Source organism: Niallia nealsonii (genome assembly GCF_002835805.1).
GTDB classification, from domain to species: Bacteria; Bacillota; Bacilli; order Bacillales; family Cytobacillaceae; genus Niallia; species Niallia nealsonii.
Genome location: NZ_PISE01000016.1, coordinates 102,020 through 125,205 on the forward strand (window position 1 = coordinate 102,020; position 23,186 = coordinate 125,205).

General features: G+C 35.8%; 24 protein-coding genes. 1 reads left to right on the forward strand and 23 read right to left on the reverse strand.

The window, feature by feature from the left end:
- Window positions 1-7: 7 nt before the first annotated feature.
- The 9 genes from panC to CWS01_RS08560 all read right to left on the reverse strand — a co-directional run bounded on the left by panC (window position 8) and on the right by CWS01_RS08560 (window position 7,589).
- The gene (gene panC / locus CWS01_RS08520) at window positions 8-871 is read right to left on the reverse strand and encodes a pantoate--beta-alanine ligase (RefSeq protein ID WP_101176765.1); all 864 of its coding nucleotides are present in this window, start codon (window positions 869-871) and stop codon (window positions 8-10) included.
- Window positions 868-1,704: a 3-methyl-2-oxobutanoate hydroxymethyltransferase gene (panB, locus tag CWS01_RS08525; RefSeq protein ID WP_101176766.1), complete on the reverse strand. Its 837-nt coding sequence runs from the start codon at window positions 1,702-1,704 to the stop codon at window positions 868-870. The genes panC and panB overlap by 4 nt, the downstream gene beginning before the upstream one ends.
- Window positions 1,705-1,934: 230 nt before the next feature.
- Window positions 1,935-2,918 carry a biotin--[acetyl-CoA-carboxylase] ligase gene (locus tag CWS01_RS08530; protein ID WP_101176767.1) on the reverse strand — a complete coding sequence of 328 codons (984 nt, stop codon included), beginning with the start codon at window positions 2,916-2,918 and terminating at the stop codon, window positions 1,935-1,937.
- Window positions 2,903-4,105, reverse strand: coding sequence for a CCA tRNA nucleotidyltransferase (locus CWS01_RS08535; protein WP_101176768.1), 1,203 nt, complete (start codon window positions 4,103-4,105; stop codon window positions 2,903-2,905). The genes CWS01_RS08530 and CWS01_RS08535 overlap by 16 nt, the downstream gene beginning before the upstream one ends.
- Window position 4,106: 1 nt before the next feature.
- The gene (gene bshA, locus CWS01_RS08540; protein ID WP_101176769.1) at window positions 4,107-5,243 is read right to left on the reverse strand and encodes an N-acetyl-alpha-D-glucosaminyl L-malate synthase BshA; all 1,137 of its coding nucleotides are present in this window, start codon (window positions 5,241-5,243) and stop codon (window positions 4,107-4,109) included.
- Complete coding sequence (bshB1, locus tag CWS01_RS08545; protein WP_101176770.1) at window positions 5,240-5,974, reverse strand: bacillithiol biosynthesis deacetylase BshB1; 735 nt, start codon at window positions 5,972-5,974, stop codon at window positions 5,240-5,242. The genes bshA and bshB1 overlap by 4 nt, the downstream gene beginning before the upstream one ends.
- The gene (mgsA, locus tag CWS01_RS08550; RefSeq protein ID WP_101176771.1) at window positions 5,940-6,365 is read right to left on the reverse strand and encodes a methylglyoxal synthase; all 426 of its coding nucleotides are present in this window, start codon (window positions 6,363-6,365) and stop codon (window positions 5,940-5,942) included. Before mgsA ends, bshB1 begins: the two co-directional genes overlap by 35 nt.
- Before the next feature lie 13 nt (window positions 6,366-6,378).
- Window positions 6,379-7,179: a 4-hydroxy-tetrahydrodipicolinate reductase gene (gene dapB, locus CWS01_RS08555; protein WP_101176772.1), complete on the reverse strand. Its 801-nt coding sequence runs from the start codon at window positions 7,177-7,179 to the stop codon at window positions 6,379-6,381.
- Between the two features lie 80 nt (window positions 7,180-7,259).
- On the reverse strand, window positions 7,260-7,589 hold the full coding sequence (locus CWS01_RS08560) for a nucleotide pyrophosphohydrolase (protein WP_101176848.1): 330 nt from the start codon (window positions 7,587-7,589) through the stop codon (window positions 7,260-7,262).
- Between the two features lie 326 nt (window positions 7,590-7,915).
- Here CWS01_RS08560 and CWS01_RS08565 point away from each other — a divergent pair, with 326 nt between their 5' ends.
- Complete coding sequence (locus tag CWS01_RS08565) at window positions 7,916-8,794, forward strand: YitT family protein (RefSeq protein WP_101176773.1); 879 nt, start codon at window positions 7,916-7,918, stop codon at window positions 8,792-8,794.
- A gap of 60 nt (window positions 8,795-8,854) precedes the next feature.
- Here the strand turns inward: CWS01_RS08565 and CWS01_RS08570 are convergent, their stop codons facing one another.
- The 14 genes from CWS01_RS08570 to ndk all read right to left on the reverse strand — a co-directional run bounded on the left by CWS01_RS08570 (window position 8,855) and on the right by ndk (window position 23,182).
- Window positions 8,855-10,066, reverse strand: a complete 1,212-nt coding sequence (locus CWS01_RS08570) for an MFS transporter (protein ID WP_101176774.1) — start codon at window positions 10,064-10,066, stop codon at window positions 8,855-8,857.
- Window positions 10,067-10,241: 175 nt separating this feature from the next.
- Window positions 10,242-10,916 (reverse strand): zinc metallopeptidase, encoded by a 675-nt coding sequence (locus CWS01_RS08575; RefSeq protein WP_101176775.1) that lies wholly within the window; start codon window positions 10,914-10,916, stop codon window positions 10,242-10,244.
- A gap of 174 nt (window positions 10,917-11,090) precedes the next feature.
- On the reverse strand, window positions 11,091-11,906 hold the full coding sequence (ypjB, locus tag CWS01_RS08580) for a sporulation protein YpjB (protein WP_101176776.1): 816 nt from the start codon (window positions 11,904-11,906) through the stop codon (window positions 11,091-11,093).
- Window positions 11,907-11,980: 74 nt separating this feature from the next.
- Window positions 11,981-12,574: a lipoprotein heptaprenylglyceryl N-acetyltransferase LhaT gene (gene lhaT / locus CWS01_RS08585; RefSeq protein ID WP_101176777.1), complete on the reverse strand. Its 594-nt coding sequence runs from the start codon at window positions 12,572-12,574 to the stop codon at window positions 11,981-11,983.
- A 203-nt stretch (window positions 12,575-12,777) separates the two neighbouring features.
- Entirely contained in the window at window positions 12,778-13,326 is a 549-nt protein-coding gene (locus CWS01_RS08590; protein WP_101176778.1) for a ReoY family proteolytic degradation factor, read from the reverse strand.
- A 111-nt stretch (window positions 13,327-13,437) separates the two neighbouring features.
- Window positions 13,438-14,703, reverse strand: a complete 1,266-nt coding sequence (locus CWS01_RS08595) for a tetratricopeptide repeat protein (protein WP_101176779.1) — start codon at window positions 14,701-14,703, stop codon at window positions 13,438-13,440.
- A 614-nt stretch (window positions 14,704-15,317) separates the two neighbouring features.
- Window positions 15,318-16,601, reverse strand: coding sequence for a 3-phosphoshikimate 1-carboxyvinyltransferase (aroA, locus tag CWS01_RS08600; protein WP_101176780.1), 1,284 nt, complete (start codon window positions 16,599-16,601; stop codon window positions 15,318-15,320).
- A 23-nt stretch (window positions 16,602-16,624) separates the two neighbouring features.
- Complete coding sequence (locus tag CWS01_RS08605; protein ID WP_101176781.1) at window positions 16,625-17,731, reverse strand: prephenate dehydrogenase; 1,107 nt, start codon at window positions 17,729-17,731, stop codon at window positions 16,625-16,627.
- Between the two features lie 28 nt (window positions 17,732-17,759).
- Window positions 17,760-18,863 carry a histidinol-phosphate transaminase gene (gene hisC, locus CWS01_RS08610; RefSeq protein WP_101176782.1) on the reverse strand — a complete coding sequence of 368 codons (1,104 nt, stop codon included), beginning with the start codon at window positions 18,861-18,863 and terminating at the stop codon, window positions 17,760-17,762.
- A 64-nt stretch (window positions 18,864-18,927) separates the two neighbouring features.
- Window positions 18,928-19,293 (reverse strand): chorismate mutase, encoded by a 366-nt coding sequence (aroH, locus tag CWS01_RS22770; protein ID WP_193603767.1) that lies wholly within the window; start codon window positions 19,291-19,293, stop codon window positions 18,928-18,930.
- Window positions 19,294-20,373, reverse strand: coding sequence for a 3-dehydroquinate synthase (gene aroB / locus CWS01_RS08615; protein ID WP_193603768.1), 1,080 nt, complete (start codon window positions 20,371-20,373; stop codon window positions 19,294-19,296). It abuts the gene before it with no gap.
- Window positions 20,373-21,542: a chorismate synthase gene (gene aroC / locus CWS01_RS08620; RefSeq protein ID WP_101176783.1), complete on the reverse strand. Its 1,170-nt coding sequence runs from the start codon at window positions 21,540-21,542 to the stop codon at window positions 20,373-20,375. The genes aroB and aroC overlap by 1 nt, the downstream gene beginning before the upstream one ends.
- Window positions 21,543-21,704: 162 nt before the next feature.
- Window positions 21,705-22,484 (reverse strand): CheR family methyltransferase, encoded by a 780-nt coding sequence (locus CWS01_RS08625; RefSeq protein ID WP_101176784.1) that lies wholly within the window; start codon window positions 22,482-22,484, stop codon window positions 21,705-21,707.
- Window positions 22,485-22,735: 251 nt separating this feature from the next.
- Window positions 22,736-23,182 carry a nucleoside-diphosphate kinase gene (gene ndk, locus CWS01_RS08630; protein WP_101176785.1) on the reverse strand — a complete coding sequence of 149 codons (447 nt, stop codon included), beginning with the start codon at window positions 23,180-23,182 and terminating at the stop codon, window positions 22,736-22,738.
- Between the last annotated feature and the right edge of the window lie 4 nt (window positions 23,183-23,186).

Genomic DNA, 23,186 nt, shown 5'->3' on the forward strand with positions numbered 1-23,186 from the left:
ATACAGTTTACAGATCAAAAATGATATTATCGATTAATCTTGCTTGGCTAAATTGAACAGCCAGGGCCACAATAATCCTGCCAGACAAATTCTTCGGCTGTTCTAAGTCAGGATAAGTTAATACTTCTAAATAATCCACTTTGCCAGATGATTCTCGTTCTATATCGGCTACCAGCCTGTTTCGAAGCTGATTTATATCTGTTTTTCCTTTAATCATCTCTTCTCTTGCCTCAGCAAGGGAACGATAAAGGATGCCTGCTTCCATTCTTTCTGGATCGCTTAAGCGAACATTTCGTGAGCTTTTAGCTAAACCATCTTCCTCGCGAACCGTTGGAACAGAAACAAGTTCGAGCGGAAAGTGAAAATCGTTTATTAATCCATCCACAACTGCTACTTGCTGTGCATCTTTTTGTCCAAAATATACTCGGTTGGCCTGCACTAAATGAAAAAGTTTTGTCAGAACGGTTGCAACGCCATCGAAATGACCTGGTCGAGATTTCCCACACAGGACATCTGTTCTTTTTTGCACATTCACTGTGACAGATAATGTTTTTGGATACATTTCTTCTGCCGAGGGATAAAAAATATAATCTACATTCTCTTCTACAGCTACTTGCTTATCATGTTCAAAATCCCTAGGGTAGGAATCTAAATCTTCATTAGGGCCAAATTGCAGAGGATTTACAAAAATACTTAACACGACAACATCGTTATCTTCTCGTGCTTCCTTTAACAATGCTCGATGCCCCTCATGGAGATACCCCATTGTAGGCACAAAACCAATTGTTTTTTGGTCATTTTTTAGCTTTGTTGTAAGTTGCTGCAATTCTATTGTTGTAGTGATAACTTTTGTCTCTGTCAGTACGTTCATTGTTTTCCTCCATACAAGCTTTTTAGTTCTTCTTCTTTCATCGTAAAGCTATGTGTTATTTCAGGAAACTCACTCATTTTCACTTCGTGTATATATTGTTCGATTGCTTGTTTGATAGATTCATTTATATTTGTATACTGTTTAACAAATTTTGCTACTCTGTCTACCCCATATGTGATTAAATCGTGGTATACAAGCACTTGGCCATCTGTATGAACGCCTGCACCTATTCCAATTATTGGAATTCGCAAATTTTTGCTCACTTCTTCTGCCAACTGCATTGGCACACATTCCAAAAGAACTGCAAAAGCGCCTGCTTGTTCACATTTTTTTGCATTTTCGATTAGTTCTAATGCTTCTTTATGGTTTTTGCCTTGCACTTTATAGCCGCCTAAAACACCTACAGATTGGGGGGTTAATCCTAAATGAGCCATAACTGGAATGCCTGCATTAGTAAGGATGTTGATTTTGTCTATAACATCATTAGCGCCTTCGATTTTTACAGCATGAGCGCCTGTTTCTTGAATTAATTTGCATGCATTCAGTAAAGTATCTCGATCAGATAAATGATAACTTATAAAAGGCATATCGATAACAATAAACGTATCCTTTGCCCCTCGTTTTACAGCTTTTCCATGATGGATCATATCCTCCATTGTAACAGGGACAGTAGAATCATATCCTAACACTACCATTCCCAATGAATCTCCAACAAGAATCATCTCCACACCTGATGCCTCTGCATGTTTGGCGGAAGGATAATCATATGCTGTTATCATCGTTATTTTTTCTGCTTTTTCCTTCATTTTAAGAAAATCAGTGATCGACTTCATTTTTTCCTCCTTGTTTGGAAGAGGGGATTTCTAAACATAATAAAAAATCCTTCTATTAACAAAATAGAAGGATAATACGCTGATTTCATTTGTTTCATCCCTCTGTCCTTGTCCTATTATTTGGATCTAGGCAGATATAAATAAATAAGTGTATAAAGGTGCAGTTCACTCTGATACCGCCCGACAAAAGAATTATAACAAATCCAAATCATTTCTACTATAAGTATTTATCATGATGTAACAGAAATATCTGCTGAATAAATCCTATGTGTGGTCCCTTGTTCATCTTCTACTAATAAAACTCCGTCATCTGTAATGCCCAATGCTTTCCCAACTATCTTTCCCGTTAATGTGCTTGCAGTAATCCTTGTGCCTATCGTTAATGCATAACTTTCCCATAATAATTTAATAGGGTAAAATCCGTTTTCTAAATAAATCGTATATAACTTTTCCATTTTGAGGAGAATCGCCTGAATAATAACTGCTCGATTCCAATCTTCCTTTTTTTCTATAAAAAGAGAGGTAGCAGTATTTTGAAGTTCTTCTGGATAGTCTTCTATGTGCTGATTGACATTGATGCCAATGCCAATAATAAGGGAATGGATGCGATCGCTGTCTGCTTGAAGTTCTGTTAAAATGCCGGTTACTTTTTTGCCGTTTATCAGCACGTCATTAGGCCATTTGATTTGCGCCTGTATACCTGTAACCTCCTCTATTCCCTGCACAACTGCAACAGCAGTCAGCAGTGTTAATTGAGGAGCCTGCATAATAGGAATATTAGGTCTTAATAAAACACTCATCCAAATTCCTTTATATTTAGGAGAATGCCAAGAACGATCCATTCTGCCCCTTCCGCCAATTTGCTCTTCTGCAAGAACAATTGTCCCTTCTTCCGCCCCTTCATAGGCTAATTTTTGGGCAATTTTTTGGGTGGAATCTACTGTTTCTTCATAAAAAATATTTCTTCCTAAAAACTTTGTTTTTAATCCAAACCGAATTTCATCAGGAATAATGCTCTTTGGACTATTCGTAATTCGATAGCCTTTTTTGCGAACGGCTTCTAAAGTAAATCCGTCTTTGCGCATCTCTTCTATATGTTTCCAAATAGCTGTTCTAGAGCATCCTAACCTATCGGCAAGCTCTTGGCCTGATATATATTCATCTGGCTTATCAGTAAATACTTCCAGCAGTTTCTTTCTTAAATCAGATGACATGACTCTAGCCACTCCTTTATTGCCTGCTTATCGTTTTTCACCTTTTGTTCTACTACCGCATATTCTACTGCCTCTATCGCTTCTTTTATCCAAGCTCCAGAAGGTTTGCTGCTCCAATTCAATAAATCTTTGCCATGAATGGCAAGTTCTGTTTTATCTTGTATCGGCAGCTTTTCAAATGCTGCTTTTATGTAATCTGTATCTTTTATCGATTTCCCTTCCCAAATTAACATGGAAAGTTTTTCTGCACTGCAAACAATCTCCAAGGTTATTTTGTATAAATCCACGCATGTCCACTTGTTTTTTTGTTTTCCAAGTAGAGCTGCAACTACTTTTTGAATTTTTTTGATTTTTTTTACTGGCAATTTCCATTTGCGCAAAAACACATCGATTTCCTTATTAGCCGTAATATCCATCTTCCAAAGCAATAACGACCACATTTCATCAATGGTTAGATAATCTATCTCCATTTTGGAAACTTGCAGAATCGCTTGTTTTTTTTCTTTCAGCATGGGCAAATATTCATGTAAATTTGTTTCAGCAATTAACTGCAAGGACTTTTTGCTGTATTTTCCCGTTAACAGCTTTTCAAATTCTTGTGTAATTCTTTCTATTGCTATTTTTGCTAATAATAGCCGATTTTGCACAATAGAATCATATGTTTTTTCTTCTAATGAAAAACCTAGCGTACTGACAAATCGAATAGCACGCATCATACGAAGGGCATCTTCGTTAAAACGTTCATTTGCATTTCCAACAGTCTCTATTTTTTTTTGCTTTAATGCATCTCTGCCAGAAAAATAATCGATAATAGTTCCATGTTTATCCATCGCCATTGCATTCATGGTAAAGTCTCGCCTTTGTAGATCTTCCCGAAGCTCTCTAATAAACGTCACTTCACTTGGCCGCCTAAAATCCACATAAGATGATTCAGTCCGAAACGTTGTTATTTCGTATGACTTTCCATCCACTATTACCATAACCGTTCCATGCTGTATGCCAATATCAATTGTCTGGCCAAATATTCCTTTTACTTCTTCTGGTGTCGCAGATGTCGCAATATCAATATCATTTATTTTTTTGCCAAGCAAATAATCCCGGACAGAACCACCTACAAAATATGCTTCAAATCCAGCATATTCTATTTTTTTTAAAATCGGTGCAGCATCTCGAAAAACTGCTATCATATTATTCACCTTCTTTTAGAAGACGCTCGTATATTTGTTCATATTGATTAACAATCAATTCTGCACGAAAATTTTCTTTCACCCTCTCTATGGAATGAAAGGAAAACTGTCTTTGAAGTTCTGAATCGGATAATAGAGTGATCGCCTTTTCCCCAATTTCCCTTATGTTGCCTAATTCGCAAATAAAACCTGTTTTGCCATCAATAATAACTTCTGGAATTCCGCCTATATTTGTACCAATACAAGGCACACCGCAAGCCATTGCTTCTAATGCAACTAAACCAAAACTTTCCTTCTCTGATAAAAGAAGCATTAAATCGCTGATAGAATACAATTCTTCCAAGTTTTCTTGTTTTCCTAAAAATAATACTTTATTTTTCATTTGCAAATCATCCACCAGTTTAGTAACATTTCTCATTTCTGGACCATCGCCTACAAGCAAAAGTTTTGCCGGAACCTTTTCGGCTAAATGATGAAATGCCTTTACTACGTCTGGCACCCTTTTCACACTGCGGAAATTAGACACATGGATAACAACTTTTTCATCCTGCTTAATTCCATATTCTTCTCTAAGATGTGTGGAATCGACTTTATGATATATTCGCTCATCAATAAAGTTATACAACACTTCAATAGGCTTATCTGCTTGAATGACGTCATATGTCTGCATGCGCAATGATTCAGAAACAGCTGTAACGGCATCCGATTTCTCAATGCCAAAACGAATGCTGTCTGTTAAGGAAGAATCATATCCTAAAACAGTAATATCTGTTCCATGCAAGGTTGTGACAATCTTCACATCACGGCCGCTCATTTGTTTTGCCAAAATGGCACACACTGCATGAGGAATTGCATAATGGACATGAAGAAGATCCAACTCTTCTCGTTTTATTACTTCTGCCATTTTGCTGCTTAAAGCAATATCATAGGGTGGATATTGGAAAACAGAATATTGGCTGACTTCTACTTGATGATAATAAATATTATGATACATTTTATTCAGGCGAAATGGCAGACTAGAAGAAATAAAATGTATTTCATGCCCTTTTTCTGCAAGCATTTTCCCTAATTCGGTTGCAACAACACCTGATCCTCCTACTGTCGGATAGCAGGTAATTCCTATTTTTAATTTTTTCATTCTATTTCACCTAATAAATCATGATGTATTAATAGTGGTTTTTTCTTCATAAATCCTTCGGCATAAATTGTTCCAACTTCTTGTCCAAACATTTTTTCTCTTGCTTCAATTGTTTCAATATAACCATTAACAAGTGGGGTCTCAACTGTTTCTTTTGTTTTGACAAATTGGCTCCGATAACAATTTAATGCCTGTTTTTTTATTTCTATCCATTCAGATGTATCAATAACAAAATCTGGTTTATGAAAACCATTTATCATATAATAATAGCTGTTTTGCACTTTATGTGATGCTAAATCGCCAGCTTTAAAGTTTTTTATGCCTGCTGAAAAAATAGCTTCATCGACTAGCTTTCCGCAATTTCCATGATCTGGATGACGATCGATATAAAATGGCGAAAAAATAACCTTAGGCCTATAGTATCTGATAACTTCTACAATTTTTTTGATAGAAGACTCCTGTAAATATAATCCTCTATCTGGAATTCCAATTGTCATTCTTTCTACTATTCCTAATGTTTCTCCAGCATTTTTTGCTTCCACTTTACGATTCTCTACCGTACCATTTGAAGACAATTCACTATTTGTCAAATCGCATATTACAATGCGTTTGCCTTCATGAGCATATTTGGCAATGCTAGCGCCCATGCCGATTTCAACATCATCTGCATGGGCTCCAAATGCCAATATATCTATATTATTTTTCTTCGATAAAATCTTCTGTTTTTCCATGTACAACATTTCTCCAGTCTATATCCCCTTGCTCTAATCCTCGAATCAACACTTCTCCTGTCCCCATATTCGTTGCAAGAGGCACAGAATATACATCACATAAACGAATAAGTGCAGTTACATCTGGTTCATGGGGCTGTGCGGTTAGCGGATCTCGAAAGAAAAAAATCATATCCATTTCATTGTTAGCAATTTTCGCACCAATTTCCTGGTCCCCTCCAAGAGGGCCAGAACAAAAACGATGAACTTCTAATCCTGTTGCTTCTTGAATTTTCAGTCCAGTTGTTCCTGTTGCAAATAGTACATGTTTTGCAAAAATCGTTTTATAGGCAGTTACAAATCGGATCATATCATCTTTTTTCTTATCGTGAGCAATTAAAGCGATATTCATTATCTTAACACTCCTACTCCATGATATTTTCTAAACCGTAAACTAATACATTCACCTTTAGTACTTCTTCTACTGCAAGCTTTACTCCAGACATAAAGGACACTCGATTATAGGAATCGTGTCTAATGGTTAAAGATTCTCCCTCTGCTCCAAATAACACTTGCTGGTGGGCAATTAAACCTGGCAAACGAGTAGAGTGTATGCGCATTCCATCAAAGTCTGCCCCTCTCGCACCTGGAATCGTTTCTTTTTCATCTGGATGTCCTTGGTTTTTTGCTTGTCTTACTTCTGCCATTAATTCTGCTGTTTTAATGGCTGTCCCACTTGGCGCATCCAATTTTTGATCATGATGCATCTCCATTATTTCAACATCCTGATAATATTTTGCAGCAATTTGAGAAAATTTCATCATTAATACAGCACCTAAGGCAAAATTAGGAGCAATAATGCATCCACGGTTCATTTCTTCACATAAATCTTCTAATTCTTGTAAATTCTCTTTTGTAAATCCAGTTGTTCCAACAACAGGTCTCACTCCATAACTAAGGGCTGTTTTAGCATGATAATAGCCAAATTCAGGTGTTGTCAAATCAATAAGCACATCTGGTTTTTCTGTTTGAAAGCATTTTTCAATATCTGTATAAATTGGCACATCATACCCTGTAAAACCATCTAAATCACTTAATTTTTTTCCCTCATGCTTATGGTCTAAAACCCCAACTAAATCAAAATGCTCGGTGCGGCCTGTTAAATAAACTGCCTCTTTTCCCATTCTTCCCCTAGCCCCTGCGATAACAATCTTTATTTTATTCAATTTCATGCGCTCCTTTATGCTATATGTATGTTTTTATAAGAAAAACTTTAGCTTTACTTTTCTTTAGTGCTGCTAAATGTTTACTCTTCTTTTTTTGTCCAACGATCTTTGTCTCTTGTGTTAAATTTATGCATCACTCGATCATGCGCTTCTTCTAAATCGATATTTAAAGAATTAGCAAGGCATGCTAAAACAAACAGCATATCACCAAGCTCATCCTTAATCTCTTTTTCTCCCTCTGATGCTTTTTTTGGCTTTTCTCCATAATGATGATTAATTTCTCTTGCCAGCTCACCTAATTCTTCTGTTAGACGTGCTAACATGGCCAAAGGGCTAAAGTATCCTTCTTTAAATTGGCCAATATATTGATCTACCTCTGTTTGAATTTCTTTCAGTGTTTTCTTTGTCAATCCTTCCACCCCAAACCAAATCATATTCTTCTACATGTTAGCTAATCTAAAAGGTTTTTACAAACATTTTAGCTAGTTTTGTTCTGATATTTTCACAATTCTTTTATCGTACATATTCTAATAAAATACTTACTCTTTATTTCTTAACATTTTCCCCATATTTCCAGAATATTCACCTTGACATTGCTATCGACTTATTATTTGGATATAATGAATGAGCATTCACTGCATAAAGTGAACCTTCTATCAGCAAACTATTTCTTAGGAAATAAATAGTTTGCAATAATTTTTAATTAGCCAATACATAGAAAGAAGGCGATTATTAAATGTTTAAAGGAATAAAACTTAAAAATATCTTATTTATCCTTCTTGGTTCCGCTATTTTCTCTTTTGGAATTATTCATTTTAATATGCAGAATAATTTATCGGAAGGTGGATTTACTGGTTTAACCTTATTGCTGTATTTTAAATTTAATTGGGATCCATCTTATACCAATCTACTTTTAAATATACCGTTATTTTTCATCGGCTGGAAATTGCTTGGGAAAAACGTTTTTATTTATACTATTATTGGAACAGTCAGTGTATCCTTCTTTTTTTGGCTATTTCAGCTTCCTCAAATCCAGCTACATATTCCATTAAAAGAAGATTTAACGCTTGCTGCTTTGTTTGCTGGCACCTTTATCGGAATTGGCCTCGGCATTATTTTCCGCTTTGGAGGCACAACAGGCGGAGTCGATATCATTGCAAGACTTGTTTTTAAATTCTATGGCTGGAGTATGGGAAAAACCATGTTTTTATTTGATGCATGTGTTATTACTCTTTCCTTAATTTTTTACCTTTCCTATCGTGAGGCCATGTACACTCTTGTTGCTGTATTTGTCGGAACAAGAGTCATTGATTTTATGCAAGAAGGCGCATATGCTGCCAGAGGCGCTATGATTATTTCTGACTTTAATGAACAAATTGCAGATAAAATTATGAGCGAAATGGATCGAGGCGTCACTGTTCTAAAAGGCCATGGCTCTTTTACCAAAAAAGAAAGAGAAGTATTGTATTGTGTGGTGGCCAAAACCGAAATTGTCCGGTTAAAAAGCGTAATAACTTCGGTTGATCCCCATGCTTTTGTTTCTGTCAGCGTTGTTCATGATGTAATTGGCGAAGGATTTACATTAGATGAGTACAAGCGTCCAATTGAGCATTAATTCTCCCATATAAAAAGCATGAGAACAAACCTTTCTCCGTTTATTCTCATGCTTTTTTTACTATATATGCATGTTGTTTACTTCTTTATCTGTTGGCAGCAAATACGTTAATATGCCTAAAACAGGCAAAACACTACATAATAGCATCACAGTCTGAAGGCTATATAAATCGCCGATTATCCCAAAAATAACGGCGCCCAACGCTCCCATTCCAAATGCTAAGCCAACAATTAGCCCTGACACTAATCCAATCATTCCGGGAAGCAACTCTTGTGCATATACGACCGTAACACTAAAGCTCGATTGCAAGATAAAGCCAATAACAACGAGCAGTGGCGCAAGAAGCCAATAAGGTACATGAGGCAACAGTAAAGTAAAGGGCACAGATCCAAGCATGGAGAACACAAGAATTGTCCTTTTACCAAAACGGTCTGCAAGAGGCCCCCCCAAAAATGTTCCAAAAACACCAGCAAGCATAAAGATAAATACATAAAGCTGGGCCGATTTAATAGACAACTGAAATTTCTCCATCATATAAAAATGAAAAAAATTCGTAATCCCCGCTCCATACCAAGAACGAGCAAATACCAAAAAGATTAATAAACATATAGAAAAAACAATCTTTTTCGAAATGCGAAGCTCCTGTTTTGTTTGTTGTTTTTGTTTAGGAATCTTGTGTTTCAACTCTTCTTTATACCAGAAAGACACCGTAAAAAGAACCATCACACCTAAAGCTGCAAGAGCAGTAAACCAAATTGTGCCAAATTGGCCTGTATAAAGAAAAATAAAAGCAGTAAATAGTGGCGCCATTGATTGGCCTGCATTGCCGCCAACTTGATAAATAGATTGTGCTAATCCCCTCTTCTGTCCTGCAGCCATATAGGCAACACGCGATCCCTCTGGATGAAAAATCGCTGAACCAAATCCAATAAATAGGACAGATAATAACACAAGATAAAAATTTGAAGCAAAAGCAAGTCCCATCATGCCAAGCAAACTGGAAACAAGTGCAATCGGCAATAAAAAAGGTGCCGGTTTTTTATCTGCCATCACTCCAAAAAAAGGCTGCATAAGAGAGGATGTAATGTTCAGTGTAAAGGCAATCCAGCCAACCTGAGTGTAGTTTAATTGCATCGACTTTTCTAACACAGGAAATAACGCTGGAACCACAGACTGCATACAGTCATTAATAAAATGTCCTAAACTAATAGCAAATAAAATCCGATAAACTGTTAACGATTGTTTTTGCTGCAACTGCTCTGCTGTTTGCAAAAAACCCCTTCTTTCCCCCGTAAAAATGATGTATGTAAAAATTTTCGATTAGTGAAATATCAAGATTTATTATACAGCCAAATTTCAGATATTAGTAGAAAAAAACAAAAAACCCATTACAATGCACATGGATTTTTTGTTCAAAGATATATTGCTATTTAAATGTTCTTTAGATTTAATCGTCTCTTTGCATACCCGTATAAATTAAAATAAGACGAATCAATTCCAAAACGGCTACAGCCGCTGCTGCAACATATGTCAACGCTGCTGCGTTTAACACTTTTTTTGTTTCTCTTTCTTCGTCATTGCGAATAATGCCAAGTGAAACAACTTGATCCATTGCTCGATTAGATGCATTAAATTCAACTGGTAATGTGACAAACTGGAATAATACAGCAGCTGCCATAAAAAGAATCCCTAACAGCAATAAATTGGATAATCCAGCTAACATTCCGATTAGGATGAGTATCCAAGAGAAATTGCTGCCAATATTTGCGACTGGAACTAATGCGTGGCGAAACCGCAAAAAGGAATAATCTTGCTGATCTTGAATTGCGTGGCCAACTTCATGTGCAGCAATAGCAGCAGCTGCAACAGAATGTCCATGATAGTTGTCGCTAGAAAGGCGCACAACTTTTGTTCTTGGATCATAATGATCAGACAAAACGCCTCTTGTTTCTTCGACCGTAACATTATATAGTCCATTTTCATCTAAAATTTTTCTTGCTACTTCTCGGCCTGACAGATGAGAAGTAGCAGCTACTTTGGAATATTTTTTATATGCACTTTTAACCCTCATCTGCGCCCAAAGAGGTACTAAAAGGATGATAATAAAGTATAGTATATACATGCTTTTCCCCCTAATTGTTCTAGTAGTATTATTTTAATTGTAAGCAAGAGGTAAGCCCGATGTCAAATATTAAACTTCCAATCAAAATTTTATTCTAACACGAAGGCGATATCTACTTTACGCCTATCCCTATACAGATAATCTTGCCTGTTAAAGCTAAATACATACCGATGCTTATAGTTTGTGGCTGGATTTTCTTTTTCGCTTTTGTTCCCTTTTTTCTCCCATATACTTTCTCACCGCAACATAAGATAATGTCAAGATAATAATGCTTCCTGTAGAAATAATTACCCACCAAAGAGAAGGATCTGCTTCATCTTCGTACACTTGATTAAATACATCTTCCAGTTCTGACTGAAGCGTTGTCAGTTCTTCTTGCTGCCCTCCATTAGAAAACACTTGCAGACGGTATGTGCCAATAAATTCTACTAATGCATTTAATTTTTGAAACTGTTCTGTTCCTACATCTAGTTTTAAACTAGGATAAATAATTTGATATAAAGACAAAAAGGAATCCATTTTTTCTTCATAAACCCGCTTATCTCCTGCAGTCAATGCTTGTTTCATTTCCGTATATGTAGTCATTACCGGCTCCTCCATTTGTGTCCATAAAGGCTGCTTTCCTGAAGAAACCGCATCAACTGCAAGACGGAATTTTGTAACGGTATTAACACGTTCATTACTATTAAGAGACGCATTAGAAATTGCTTCAACTGCTTCATCATGCGCTCCAGTCACAATTCTTAATTCATCCATAGTAAATGTTTTTTGTTTAATAGAAACCGTACTAAATTGATTGGAGAAATAATCAAGAATTTTTTTCGCATCCTCATATCTTTCTGATTTTACAAGCTGCAATGCTTCATCACTCAACGTATCAAGTTCATCTATAGGAGCATTCCGTTCTACATCTGCATTTGCTGAAATAGTAAGAGAAATTGGTGCAAGCAAACATAATAATAACGTTAATACAACCAATTTAGCCTTCATTTTTTTGTCCCTCCCCACTCTACTATTAAAAATGTATGTGAGGTTGGACAAGGTTAGAATAAAAAATTATCAGCTTAAGACAAGTTCCATTTTAAGAGTGGCTTTTTTTGCGTTAAATAATAAGCAACCGCAACACTTATTATGCTTAACCAAAAAGTAAAATAGCCAATTTCTGGCATATATTGATCTAGCACTTGATATCTTGGCATCATAAAAAAAACATAATCAATGACATCATTATGAAATGTCCATATGCCTGCAAGCAAAAGATGCCTCCCTTTTATGCGGTAGAAAGGGGTATATAATAAGCCTTGAATCGCCATGGCACCATGTGAAACAATAAGCATTACAGCAGCCATTTCCATAACTCCTGTTTTGGCATAGACAAGAATATTCATCACCACAGCCCAAATGCCATATTTAAACAGTGTAATAACCGCTAACGCCTCAAATAATGGCCAATTTTTTTTCAGTAAAAATGCAAACAGAACAACAACAAAAAAAAGACTTGCTGTTGGGCTATCTGGTACAAAAGCTAGGAAAATGGCAGGAGTTTCAGCCAACTGAAACCTATACCAATAATATCCATAAATAGTTCCTAATATATTTACAACGAGCAATAATAATAATAAGGAGCGGTTTGCCAATAGATAATAAAGCCATTTCATTCCTATGTACTTCCTTTCCAAATCCATATTGCTTCATTTTATCATAAGAGCTTCTAGCAGTATATAATCGCTTAAAACAAGCTCTCTTATTTGATATTTGATTCTCTTTATTCATTCATTTACTCCATAACAACACAAAAAAGCGGCAAAAAGGGAAAGGCAAACCAATCCTCTCGTTCGCCACATCTTTTTGCCGCCACTATCTATTCTACATTTCGCAAATACTGCAACCTATTGGTCAACTCCTGAAAAGATTGTTGATCTCCCTTATCAAGAGCCTCATCAATCAATTCAAGCAGTTTTTCCTTTTGAAACTTTTCAATGCTTGCTACAAGAAATTGTTCTGCAATCATTTTATCTTTTTCACTTATTTCTAATTTTTTCGGCATAAATGGATTTTCCACTAGCACAGCTGCATATTGATGAGCTTGATTAGATGCATAAAAATTTAATTGAATATAAATATCTTCATCCCTGTTTAAGCGAATATCATGAAAAGATTTCTCTGCATCGGTTGTCATTACATTTTCTTTATAAAAACGAAATGGAACTTCATCCACACAATGTGTCGACATGATTAACCCTCTTGGACATCTTTCTGCATTATCTACAAAATGAACCTTTTCCATTAATTGATCGTGGCTCATTAAGTAATTTAAAATCCAGACACATTCCCTTCTCTTCAATTGATAATGATTCAAAAACCAACGAATGAAGTCTTTTTTCTCATTGACAGATACAGGGGTTTTCATCTGTTTAGTTCCCTCCTCTGCATTGCAACTAAATTTTTTTCTTTCAGTTTACACCCTGCCATTCACCACTCTTTTCCCCCGTGCTTATGCTCTCCAAAATTCAAGCTTGCGTTAAAATGGCTCCTCTGTTAATTGATCAATAATTTCCATATACTCAACATTACTAGGGTCAGTTAACAACAGCTTATTAAAAATTTCGGCAGCTTCCGTTCTTTTTCCTTCTTCTAAAAGAAAATATCCAAAGTCGTATAAAAAATCTGGAAGATCCTTATAAAAAGTATATGCGGTATTATATTTGTTTAATGCCTCTGAATATTTCTCTAGCCCTTGCAGTGCTTTAGCAGCATCCCAATATAGCTGGGGCTCCTCAATTTGTTGAGCATCCATCATATCAACGAGCTCCATGCAGTCACTAAACCGGTCCTGAGATAAAAACAGCTTGTTTAGTAGAAGCACAGCTTCCGTAAATTCAGGATCAATCGCCAACCCTTCACGAAAATATTTTTCTGCATTTTCTTCGTTGCCCAACTTGAGTGCAAGCTTCCCGCCATATACGTATAAATCTTTATTAAACTCATCCTGTTTTATGCCTTCTACCATTGTTTCATCTGCTTCGTTTAACATCTCTTCCTGTTCATATGCTTTTGCCAAATATAAGTACAAAGAATGAAAAGAAGGATCTAACGCTTTTACTTCTTCCAAATGTTTAATTGCACTTGAAGTCATTCCAGCTTGCAGGGAAGTTAATCCTAAATTAAACAATGTGTTAATTTCCACTTTTTCAGCTAATGCTTTTTTATAATAGTCGACAGCTTCTTCAAAACCGCCGCCTGCACTTAAACAATCCGCAATTCTTCCATTAACATTAACGCCGCCCACTACAGTTTGATGAGAGAGAACTAGTTTATAAGCATTAATTGCATCATACAGTCTTCCTTGTTCTGCATATAATTCCCCAAGAGCAAAATCTATAATCACTTCATTTGGCAAAATTAACTTCGCTTGAAGCAATTTTTGTTCACTTACTTCAAACAAGCCATCCATTTGATATAAGTCTGCCAATAATAACAAGGCTTGAGGATAGCTTGGATCTTGTTCATTTATTCTCTCAAGCACAGCAATTGCTTCTTCTTCATTGCCAAGTTCCATTTCTGCTTCAGCTACTAGCACTAATAATTCTCCCTCTTCTGGGTACGCTTCTAATAAACGCTGAAACAAAATTTTTGCTTCTTCCAAAAAACCTAGCTGAAACAGCTCTTCCCCTAATAGAAATCTCTCCTCATTGCTGCCGCTTTTTACTATATCATTATAATATTGCAACGCCTTATCTTGTTGTCCATCTTCTAATAACGCAATAATTTCTTGTACTCTTTCCATGTATGTTCCTCTCTAGTCTCTATCCATTTCGAAAGATAAAAAGACTTTTGCTTCAATATATTCCCTATTGTAAGTGATAAAAAATGCTTTCACTTGCTTCAAATACAACTTTCTTAACAAAAAACAAATTATACTCTATCACTATGATAAAGAAACAAATCATTTTCTTCAATATTTATGATCGAAGAACTTATTTACTACAGAGAACATTTACCTCTTCGATTGGTTCCTCCATTACTGCTTTGCCTGTTTTCTCCTTTATCATACATTTCTCATTTGCAAGTCAGTATTTTTTATTTAGAAAAAACAGAAACAATCATACAAAAAATTTTTTTTCCATTCCTTGCAGCCATGTTTTTCGTCCACTTTTTATAGATGAATGGATGTTTTCACCCTATTTCCAGCCATTTCCTAGCATCACCACCCATTTTCTTTAAGACAAGCTATGATTTTGTTTCAGAAATTATTCCTTTTTTTGTTAATGAATATAATGGGTGGCAAAATGTTGAATTGATTCCTGCTTCCCTATTATTCACTATATCGTTTCATTTTGAACAAAAATAAAACTCAGCCCTCCATTAGGACCGAGTTTTATTTTTATGTCAATTTACGCATTAATTTTGCGTTAGACCTGTTAAATGTTCAAAAAAAGTTGGATAGGATACAGAAATCGCTTCTGCATTTTCTAATGTTAATTCTCCTTCACAAATGAGGGAAGCAACAGCCAACATCATGCCAATTCGATGATCTCCATGGCTATTTACCACATTGCCAGAAAGAGGTGTTCCCCCTTTAATCACCATTCCATCATCCGTTGCGACAATATCAGCACCTAACTTTTGCAATTCTTGTACAACTGTATCAATACGATTGGTCTCTTTTACCTTTAATTCGTGAGCATCTTTAATAACAGTTGTTCCACTTGCTTGTGTTGCCAAAAGAGCAATGATTGGGATTTCATCAATTAACTTTGGAATAATGTCCCCTTCAATAACTGTCCCTGTCAAATTGCTTGTTCTTACAGTAATGTCACCAACTGGTTCAAATAATTCAGATTCATTTTGACTGATTTCGACTGATGCCCCCATATTTTTCAAAACATCCATTATGCCAGTGCGAGTTGGATTTAAACCGACATTTTTCAGCAAAACGCGACTATTCGGCACAATACTGGCTGCAACTAAAAAGAAGGCTGCCGATGAAATATCTCCTGGAACATGAATATCCGCAGCTGTTAAAGATTGTCCGCCCTCAATATATATCGCCTTATCTTTTATATCAATTTTCCCGCCGAATCGTTTAATCATTCTTTCTGTATGATCCCTTGTTGCCAATGGTTCAATAACCGTTGTTTTTCCATTTGCTTGCAGTGCAGCAAAAATAATTGCAGATTTTACTTGAGCACTTGCCACAGGAAGTTCATATGTTATAGGCTCTAGAGAACCACCACGGATAGAAAGTGGTGTAAACTCTCCATTATTTCTGCCATCAATTTTTGCTCCCATTGTACGTAATGGGCCCACAACTCTTGTCATCGGTCTTTTTCCAATAGAGTGATCTCCAACTAATGTAGCATGAAATTCTCTTCCAGCAAGAATTCCTGACAACAGTCGAATAGTTGTCCCTGAATTGCCAACATCTAAAACCTCTTTTGGCTCTATTAACCCATCTAATCCATTTCCTTCAATGATTACTTTATCTTTTTGTACATCGATATGAACGCCTAGTTTTTGAAAACAAGAGATTGTACTTAAACAATCATCGCCCATTAAAAAATTAGTAACCGTTGTTCTGCCATTTGCAATCGCGCCAAACATAACAGAACGGTGAGAAATAGATTTATCGCCCGGGACTAATATCTCCCCTTGTAAACTCGCTGGAGTATCTATTAATTTCATCCGTTCGTCCACCTCTTCCGCCATCATTTTTCAATCGTCGTATCGTAATTGGAATAGGCTGCAATACATTTTTGCGCACGCATTCTATCCTCATCTGTTTGAAAGCTAATAACTAATATTCCATTAATATCTTCTCTTGTTTCAATAATGCGAATATTGGTTATACTAATTGCTTCTTTCGCTAAATAACCTGTTATTTCCGAAATAACCCCTGGATAATCGGGAACATCTACATATAAATCATAAAAGGCAGGAATTGCTCCTTTTTGGTTTTTAGGAAGCTCATCCCGAAATTTTTTCGCATCTTCAAAATAAGTGAACAGCCCTTCAGCATTTTCCTCATCTATTAACGAAATAACCAGGTTCATTTCATCTTGCCAATCCTTTAAAAGCTTCAACAGCACTTCTTTATTATGAAGTAAAATATCACGCCACATAGCTGGACTGCTTGATGCTATTCTTGTAATATCTCTAAACCCACCAGCTGCGAGTCTTGTAACAAGCTCATTTGTTTTGCTTGTTTGGTCTGCCTGATGTACAAGAGATGCTGCCACAATATGAGGCATATGACTAATGACACCTGTCAGCAAGTCATGTTCACTTGGGGTAATTACTAAAAACTTAGCTTTTGTTCCACCTAGCCAATTCATTAAACATTTTACCTTGTCTTCATCTGTAAAATTGTCTGGTGTAATTAAATAAAAGGCATTTTCAAACAGCAAAGATTTTGCAGCGGTAACCCCACTTTTATGGGAGCCAGCCATCGGATGCCCCCCAATAAAAGTGATGCCCTTTTGCGAAAGCAATTCTGCTTTCTCCATAATTCTCCCTTTCGTGCTGCCAACATCTGTAATAATCACATCTTTTTTTAAAGGCAACTCTCCAAACATTTCCATTATTATTTCCGTTTCCTTTACAGGTGTCGAAATAATAATCAAATCAGCATCTAGTGCCCCTTCCATAATGGAATCGGCTTTTTCATCAATTACCCCTAACATTTTTCCAAGCTTTACATTTTGATCTGATACATCATAACCAATGATGCTGCAATGAGGATGTTTGGCTTTAATGCCTAATGCCAAAGATCCTCCAATTAGTCCCAATCCTATTATAAAGACGCGGCCATTCACTTTATTCACCGCCACTTCTTTTGTAAAATTATAATTTAGCTGCCTTCTCTTCTAAAAACTGAGACATCACTTGCAATAATCCTTCATTTTGCTCTTTTGAACCAACTGTTATTCGAACAGATGTAGGGAAGTTTAGCGGTACACCAGAACGCACAATATAACCCCGTTCTAAAAAGTACTGGAATACCTCATTTCCATCTACTTTAAAATCGATTAAGATGAAGTTTGTTTGAGACGGGTAGTAATCCAAGCCATGCTCTTTGCAGAATGCATAGAATAATTCCAACCCTTCTCTGTTTTTTATTTTGCAGCTTTCTACAAACTCCTGATCTTCTAAAGCTGTTAATGTAGCAATTTGCCCAAGGGTATTCACATTAAAAGGCTCTCTAATTGGCTCTAATGTTTTGATTAATGATTCATTCGCAACCCCATAGCCAACTCGAAAACTTGCTAAACCATAAATTTTAGAGAATGTTCTTAACACAATTAAATTTTCAAAAGCATTTACTAAATCAAGAGCATCATAATAATCTTCTGCTACAACATACTCATAATATGCTTCATCTAAAACGACTAAAACATCTTTTGGAACAGCTCTCAAAAAGTCCACTAATTTTTCTTCTGTAATATATGTACCTGTTGGATTATTAGGTGAACATAACCATACAACACTTGTAGACTCGTCAATCGCTAAAAGCATAGCATCCAAATCGTGAAGTCCATCAGCCGTTAATGGAACTTCCCTTACTTCCGCTCCATCTACAATCGCATTATGTTTGTATTGTCCAAATGTGTGTGTTGCCATTACCGTATTTAAACCTGGTTTTAAAAGCGCACGAGAAATCATTAAAATAATTTCATCTGATCCATTTCCAAGAACTAATTGTTCTTTAGACACTTGCAAAAATTCAGCTAATTTCAAGCGCAATTTTGTTGCATATCCATCTGGGTATAAAGCAAATGAACCATCCACTTTTTTCAGTTCCTCCACTACTTTTAAAGAACTGCCAAATGGATTTTCATTTGAAGCAAGTTTGACGATGTTTTCTAAATTAAATTGTCTTTTTACTTCATCAATGTTTTTCCCAGGTTGATAAGGAGTTAGATTCAAAAGTTGGCTTTTCCATTTCATCATTGTTCACCTCAAAATTTTAATAGCTTTTATGTTTATCCCGTTTTTAAAAGAAGTAAGTTTATTAAGCTTCTTTTAGATCTGGCCTTAATGTAATAGCATTTTCTAAATAAACATGTTTAATGTCTTTTTGGGCAACTTGTGTATTGACATGAAACATAATTCGTATGCACTTTTCTAGTGAAAAAGGAACTTCCATTTCTTTCATGCACATAACAGGAACATATGTCCAGCCCTCTTGCAAACGTATAACTTTTGCAGGGAATGCAGCCGTTATATCATCTGTCACTGACACAAAAACAGATGCGACATCATCCGCTTGAATGTCATTTAACAGTATCATCGCTTTCACAAGGCGCTCTGTTGCATTCATAATCTCTGTTTCTTCATTTTGCTCAACAGTTATTGCCCCCCGCACTCCTCTTATCATTTACATTCTCTCCTTAAATAATTGTAGTTCCTCTTTTATCTCTTCCTCAGCTATTTTTACTACTTGAGGCTGGCCGATTTTTTGCAGCAATACAAAATGGATATCTCCATTAACTGATTTTTTATCTTGCTTCATTCTATTAATTAATCGATCGAGATCAAGATGATTTGGAATTTGAATTTGATAGTTTAATTTTTCCAACCATTTTGAGAAATCGGCTACTGAAAAATCCAAACCATATTTCTTTTTGCTTAAAGTTAGGGCAAAGATCATGCCAATTGCAACAGCTTCCCCATGGGTCATATTGCCATAGCCCATCTCAGCTTCAATTGCATGGCCTAATGTATGACCAAAGTTTAAATAGGCCCTAATTCCTGTTTCCTTCTCATCTTCTCCAACTATCTTCGCCTTTATTTCAATGCCTTTTTGCAAGAAATCAGCTAACTCTTGCTCCGTTACTTTGCTTAAATCATCTAGCTTTAAAAGAGTAGAATAAAAATTTTCATCGTTAATTAATGCATGTTTTATTACTTCAGCAAAGCCTGACTTAATTTCTTTGTCTGGCAATGTAGCAATAGCTGAAGTATTATAAAACACAGCTTCAGGCTGATAAAAAGCTCCAATCATATTCTTTCCTTCTGGATGATTAATAGCTACCTTGCCGCCAACAGCACTGTCATGAGCCAAAATCGTTGTTGGAATCTGAATAAAGGGAATTCCTCTCATAAAGGTCGCTGCTACAAAACCAGCCAAATCTCCTACTGCACCACCGCCAAGAGCTAAGACAATCGACTTTCTGTCAAAATTTTGTGTTAGAGCGAATGTTAAACAGTCATAATATACATCAAATGTTTTGGCTTTTTCTCCTGATGGAACCACATATGTTTCATAAGAAAAATCAGCCAGCAGCTCAGTAAGTGATGCTAAATGAAGCTTTGCCACTGTTTCATCTGTTAATATAAAAAGTTTGGAACAGTTTTGGAAATGATTATGCAGAAATTCAGGCAAATGTCTAGTTGCATCTTTTCCAATAAACACATCATATTTTTTTGAATCAGTTGTAACTGCAACTGTTTTCATTAGAATTCCCTCGCATATTCTCGATGCTTATTGATATTTTCTAACAAACTATCGAATCTATCCGAATAAAACTGATCAATAATAGCACATGCCAATTCCCATGCCACAACATTTTCCGCAACAACGGCAGCAGCAGGAACAGCACAGCTGTCTGAACGCTCAATGCTCGCAGCAAACGGCTCTTTTGTTTCAATATCGACACTATTTAATGGTTTATATAAAGTTGGAATTGGCTTCATTACGCCTCTGACTACAATCGGCATACCTGTTGACATTCCACCTTCTAAACCGCCTAATCTGTTTGTTTTGCGTGTATAACCATTTTGTTCATCCCAAAGGATTTCATCATGGACTTCACTGCCAGGTTTTCTCGCTGCTTCAAAGCCAATGCCAAATTCCACACCTTTAAATGCATTAATGCTCATGATGGCACCAGCAAGCTTTGCATCTAATTTGCGATCGTAATGTACATAGCTACCAACACCAACAGGCATACCTTCGACGATTACTTCTACTATACCACCAATAGAATCACCATTAGTTTTTGCATCATCAATTGCTTTCATCATTTCTTTTTCAGCAATAGGATCTAAGCAGCGAACTGGTGATTGTTCAGATATTTCCGCTAATTTCTCAATAGACTCATATGACTCTACATTTGCTTTTACTCCGCCAATTTCTAAAACATGTGATGCTACTTTTATTCCTAAAAGCGAAAGCAGTTTTTTTCCAACTGCACCAGCAGCTACTCTCACCGTTGTTTCACGGGCAGAAGAGCGTTCTAGCACATTTCGCATATCACGGTGGCCATATTTAATTGCCCCGTTTAAATCAGCATGTCCAGGTCTTGGACGAGAAATTTTTCTCTTAATTTCTGTTTCATCTTCTTCTATTGGGTCTTGCCCCATTATTTTTGTCCAATGCTTCCAGTCATTATTTTCGACAATTAAGGACACCGGAGAACCTAATGTATAACCATGTCTGATTCCGCCGCCAATTTCGACTGTATCTTTTTCAATCTGCATTCTTCTGCCACGTCCATGGCCTTTTTGTCTTCTTGCCAATTCTTCATTAATATCACTTGCAAGCAGTGGCATCCCAGAAGGAAGCCCCTCAATAATTGTTATAAGTTTGGGACCATGTGATTCCCCTGAAGTTAAATATCTCATTTTTCGAATCCTTTCTCCCTTCAACGCTTTAAAGGAAATATGTTTCAATATAACATATTCATTTATAGAAAAATAGTATAAAAAATAAATTTAATAAAAAAACCTTATAATTCGTCAGATTTAACATGCTATCGCCTAAACTAAAAAGCAAAAAAAAACAACTTATAATCGTTTGCGATAAAAAAAAGTATCCTCTGTTTCCAAGCCATATTTTCCTGGATTAAATATTTGTTCTGTACTGCCTACAAAAAAAATCCCTCCAGGTTTTAGCGCATTAGAGAATTTTTGATAAAGCAAATCTTTTGCCTCTTCTGTGAAATAGATGAGTACATTTCGGCATACAATCAAATCAAAAGGACCGTGAAATGAATCTGCCAAGAGATTATGTTTTTTAAACGATACCGTTTTTTTTATTTCCTCATTCACGTGGAAAAGACTGCCCTTTTCTGTAAAATGCTGCTGTTTTTGTTTTAGTGGAACTTCATTTAATGCTCTACCGATGTAAATGCCTGTTTTCGCTTTTTGAATGGCTAGCTCATCAATATCTGTAGCCAAAATATCATATTGAGTTCTCGACAAATGATTGGCAAAAATCATTGAAAGCGTATATGGCTCTTCTCCTGTAGAACAAGCAGCGCTCCATACTTTCAGTTTTCCACCTCGTTTATCAATTATTTTAGGGATGATTTTATTTTCTAAAATTTCCCATCTTTTGTAATTTCGATAAAATTCTGAAACATTAATCGTCATTCGATCTAATAATTCGTCCATTAAATCTTTATTTCTAATGACTGCCTGGAAATATTCCTTAAAAGAAGCAAATCCCCTTTTTTCATAAAGGGATGTTAATCTTCTTTTCATTTGCGCTTCCTTATATAAGGATAAATCAATACCTGATTGATTGTAAAAATTTTTGACAAAATCATCATAAGCTTTATCCATTATTACCCCTCACTACAATACATTAATTTCTTTTTTATAGTATAAACGATAAAACAAAAAAAAGGGCATTAAATTTCTCTACCGAATGGTTTCACATCAAATAAATAGACTAGATTTATCCTTTGCTTTAATAAATAACAAGAATATTCCCACTAATTAAAAGAAAAATAATGCATAATTAGTTATATAGAAAAAAGATACTTGATTTTCATCAAGCATCTTATTATGTAAGTAAGGGCTTGTCTAGATAATTAATTCACCCATGCCGCTATATTTTTTTGATATGTAATTAATTCTTCTTCTTTAAAAAATAACGCAATTTCTCTTGCAGCGCTTTCTGCACCATCCGATCCATGAATAACATTTTTGCTTTTAACAGTAGCAAAGTCGCCTCGGATTGTTCCAGGCATGGCTTCCATTGGATTTGTTTTGCCCATCATTAGTCTTGATTTAGCAATAACATCTTCCCCTTGCCATACCATTGCAAAAACAGGACCAGAAGTAATAAAATCTACTAATTCCGTAAAAAAAGGTTTTTCCACATGTTCCTGGTAGTGATTTTGGGCCAACTCATTGGATATATGCATAAATTTTGCACCAATAAGTTGAAAGCCTTTTTGTTCAAAACGTTCTATAATTTTGCCTATTAGATTTCTTTGTACACCATCTGGCTTTACCATTAAAAACGTTCTCTCCATCGTT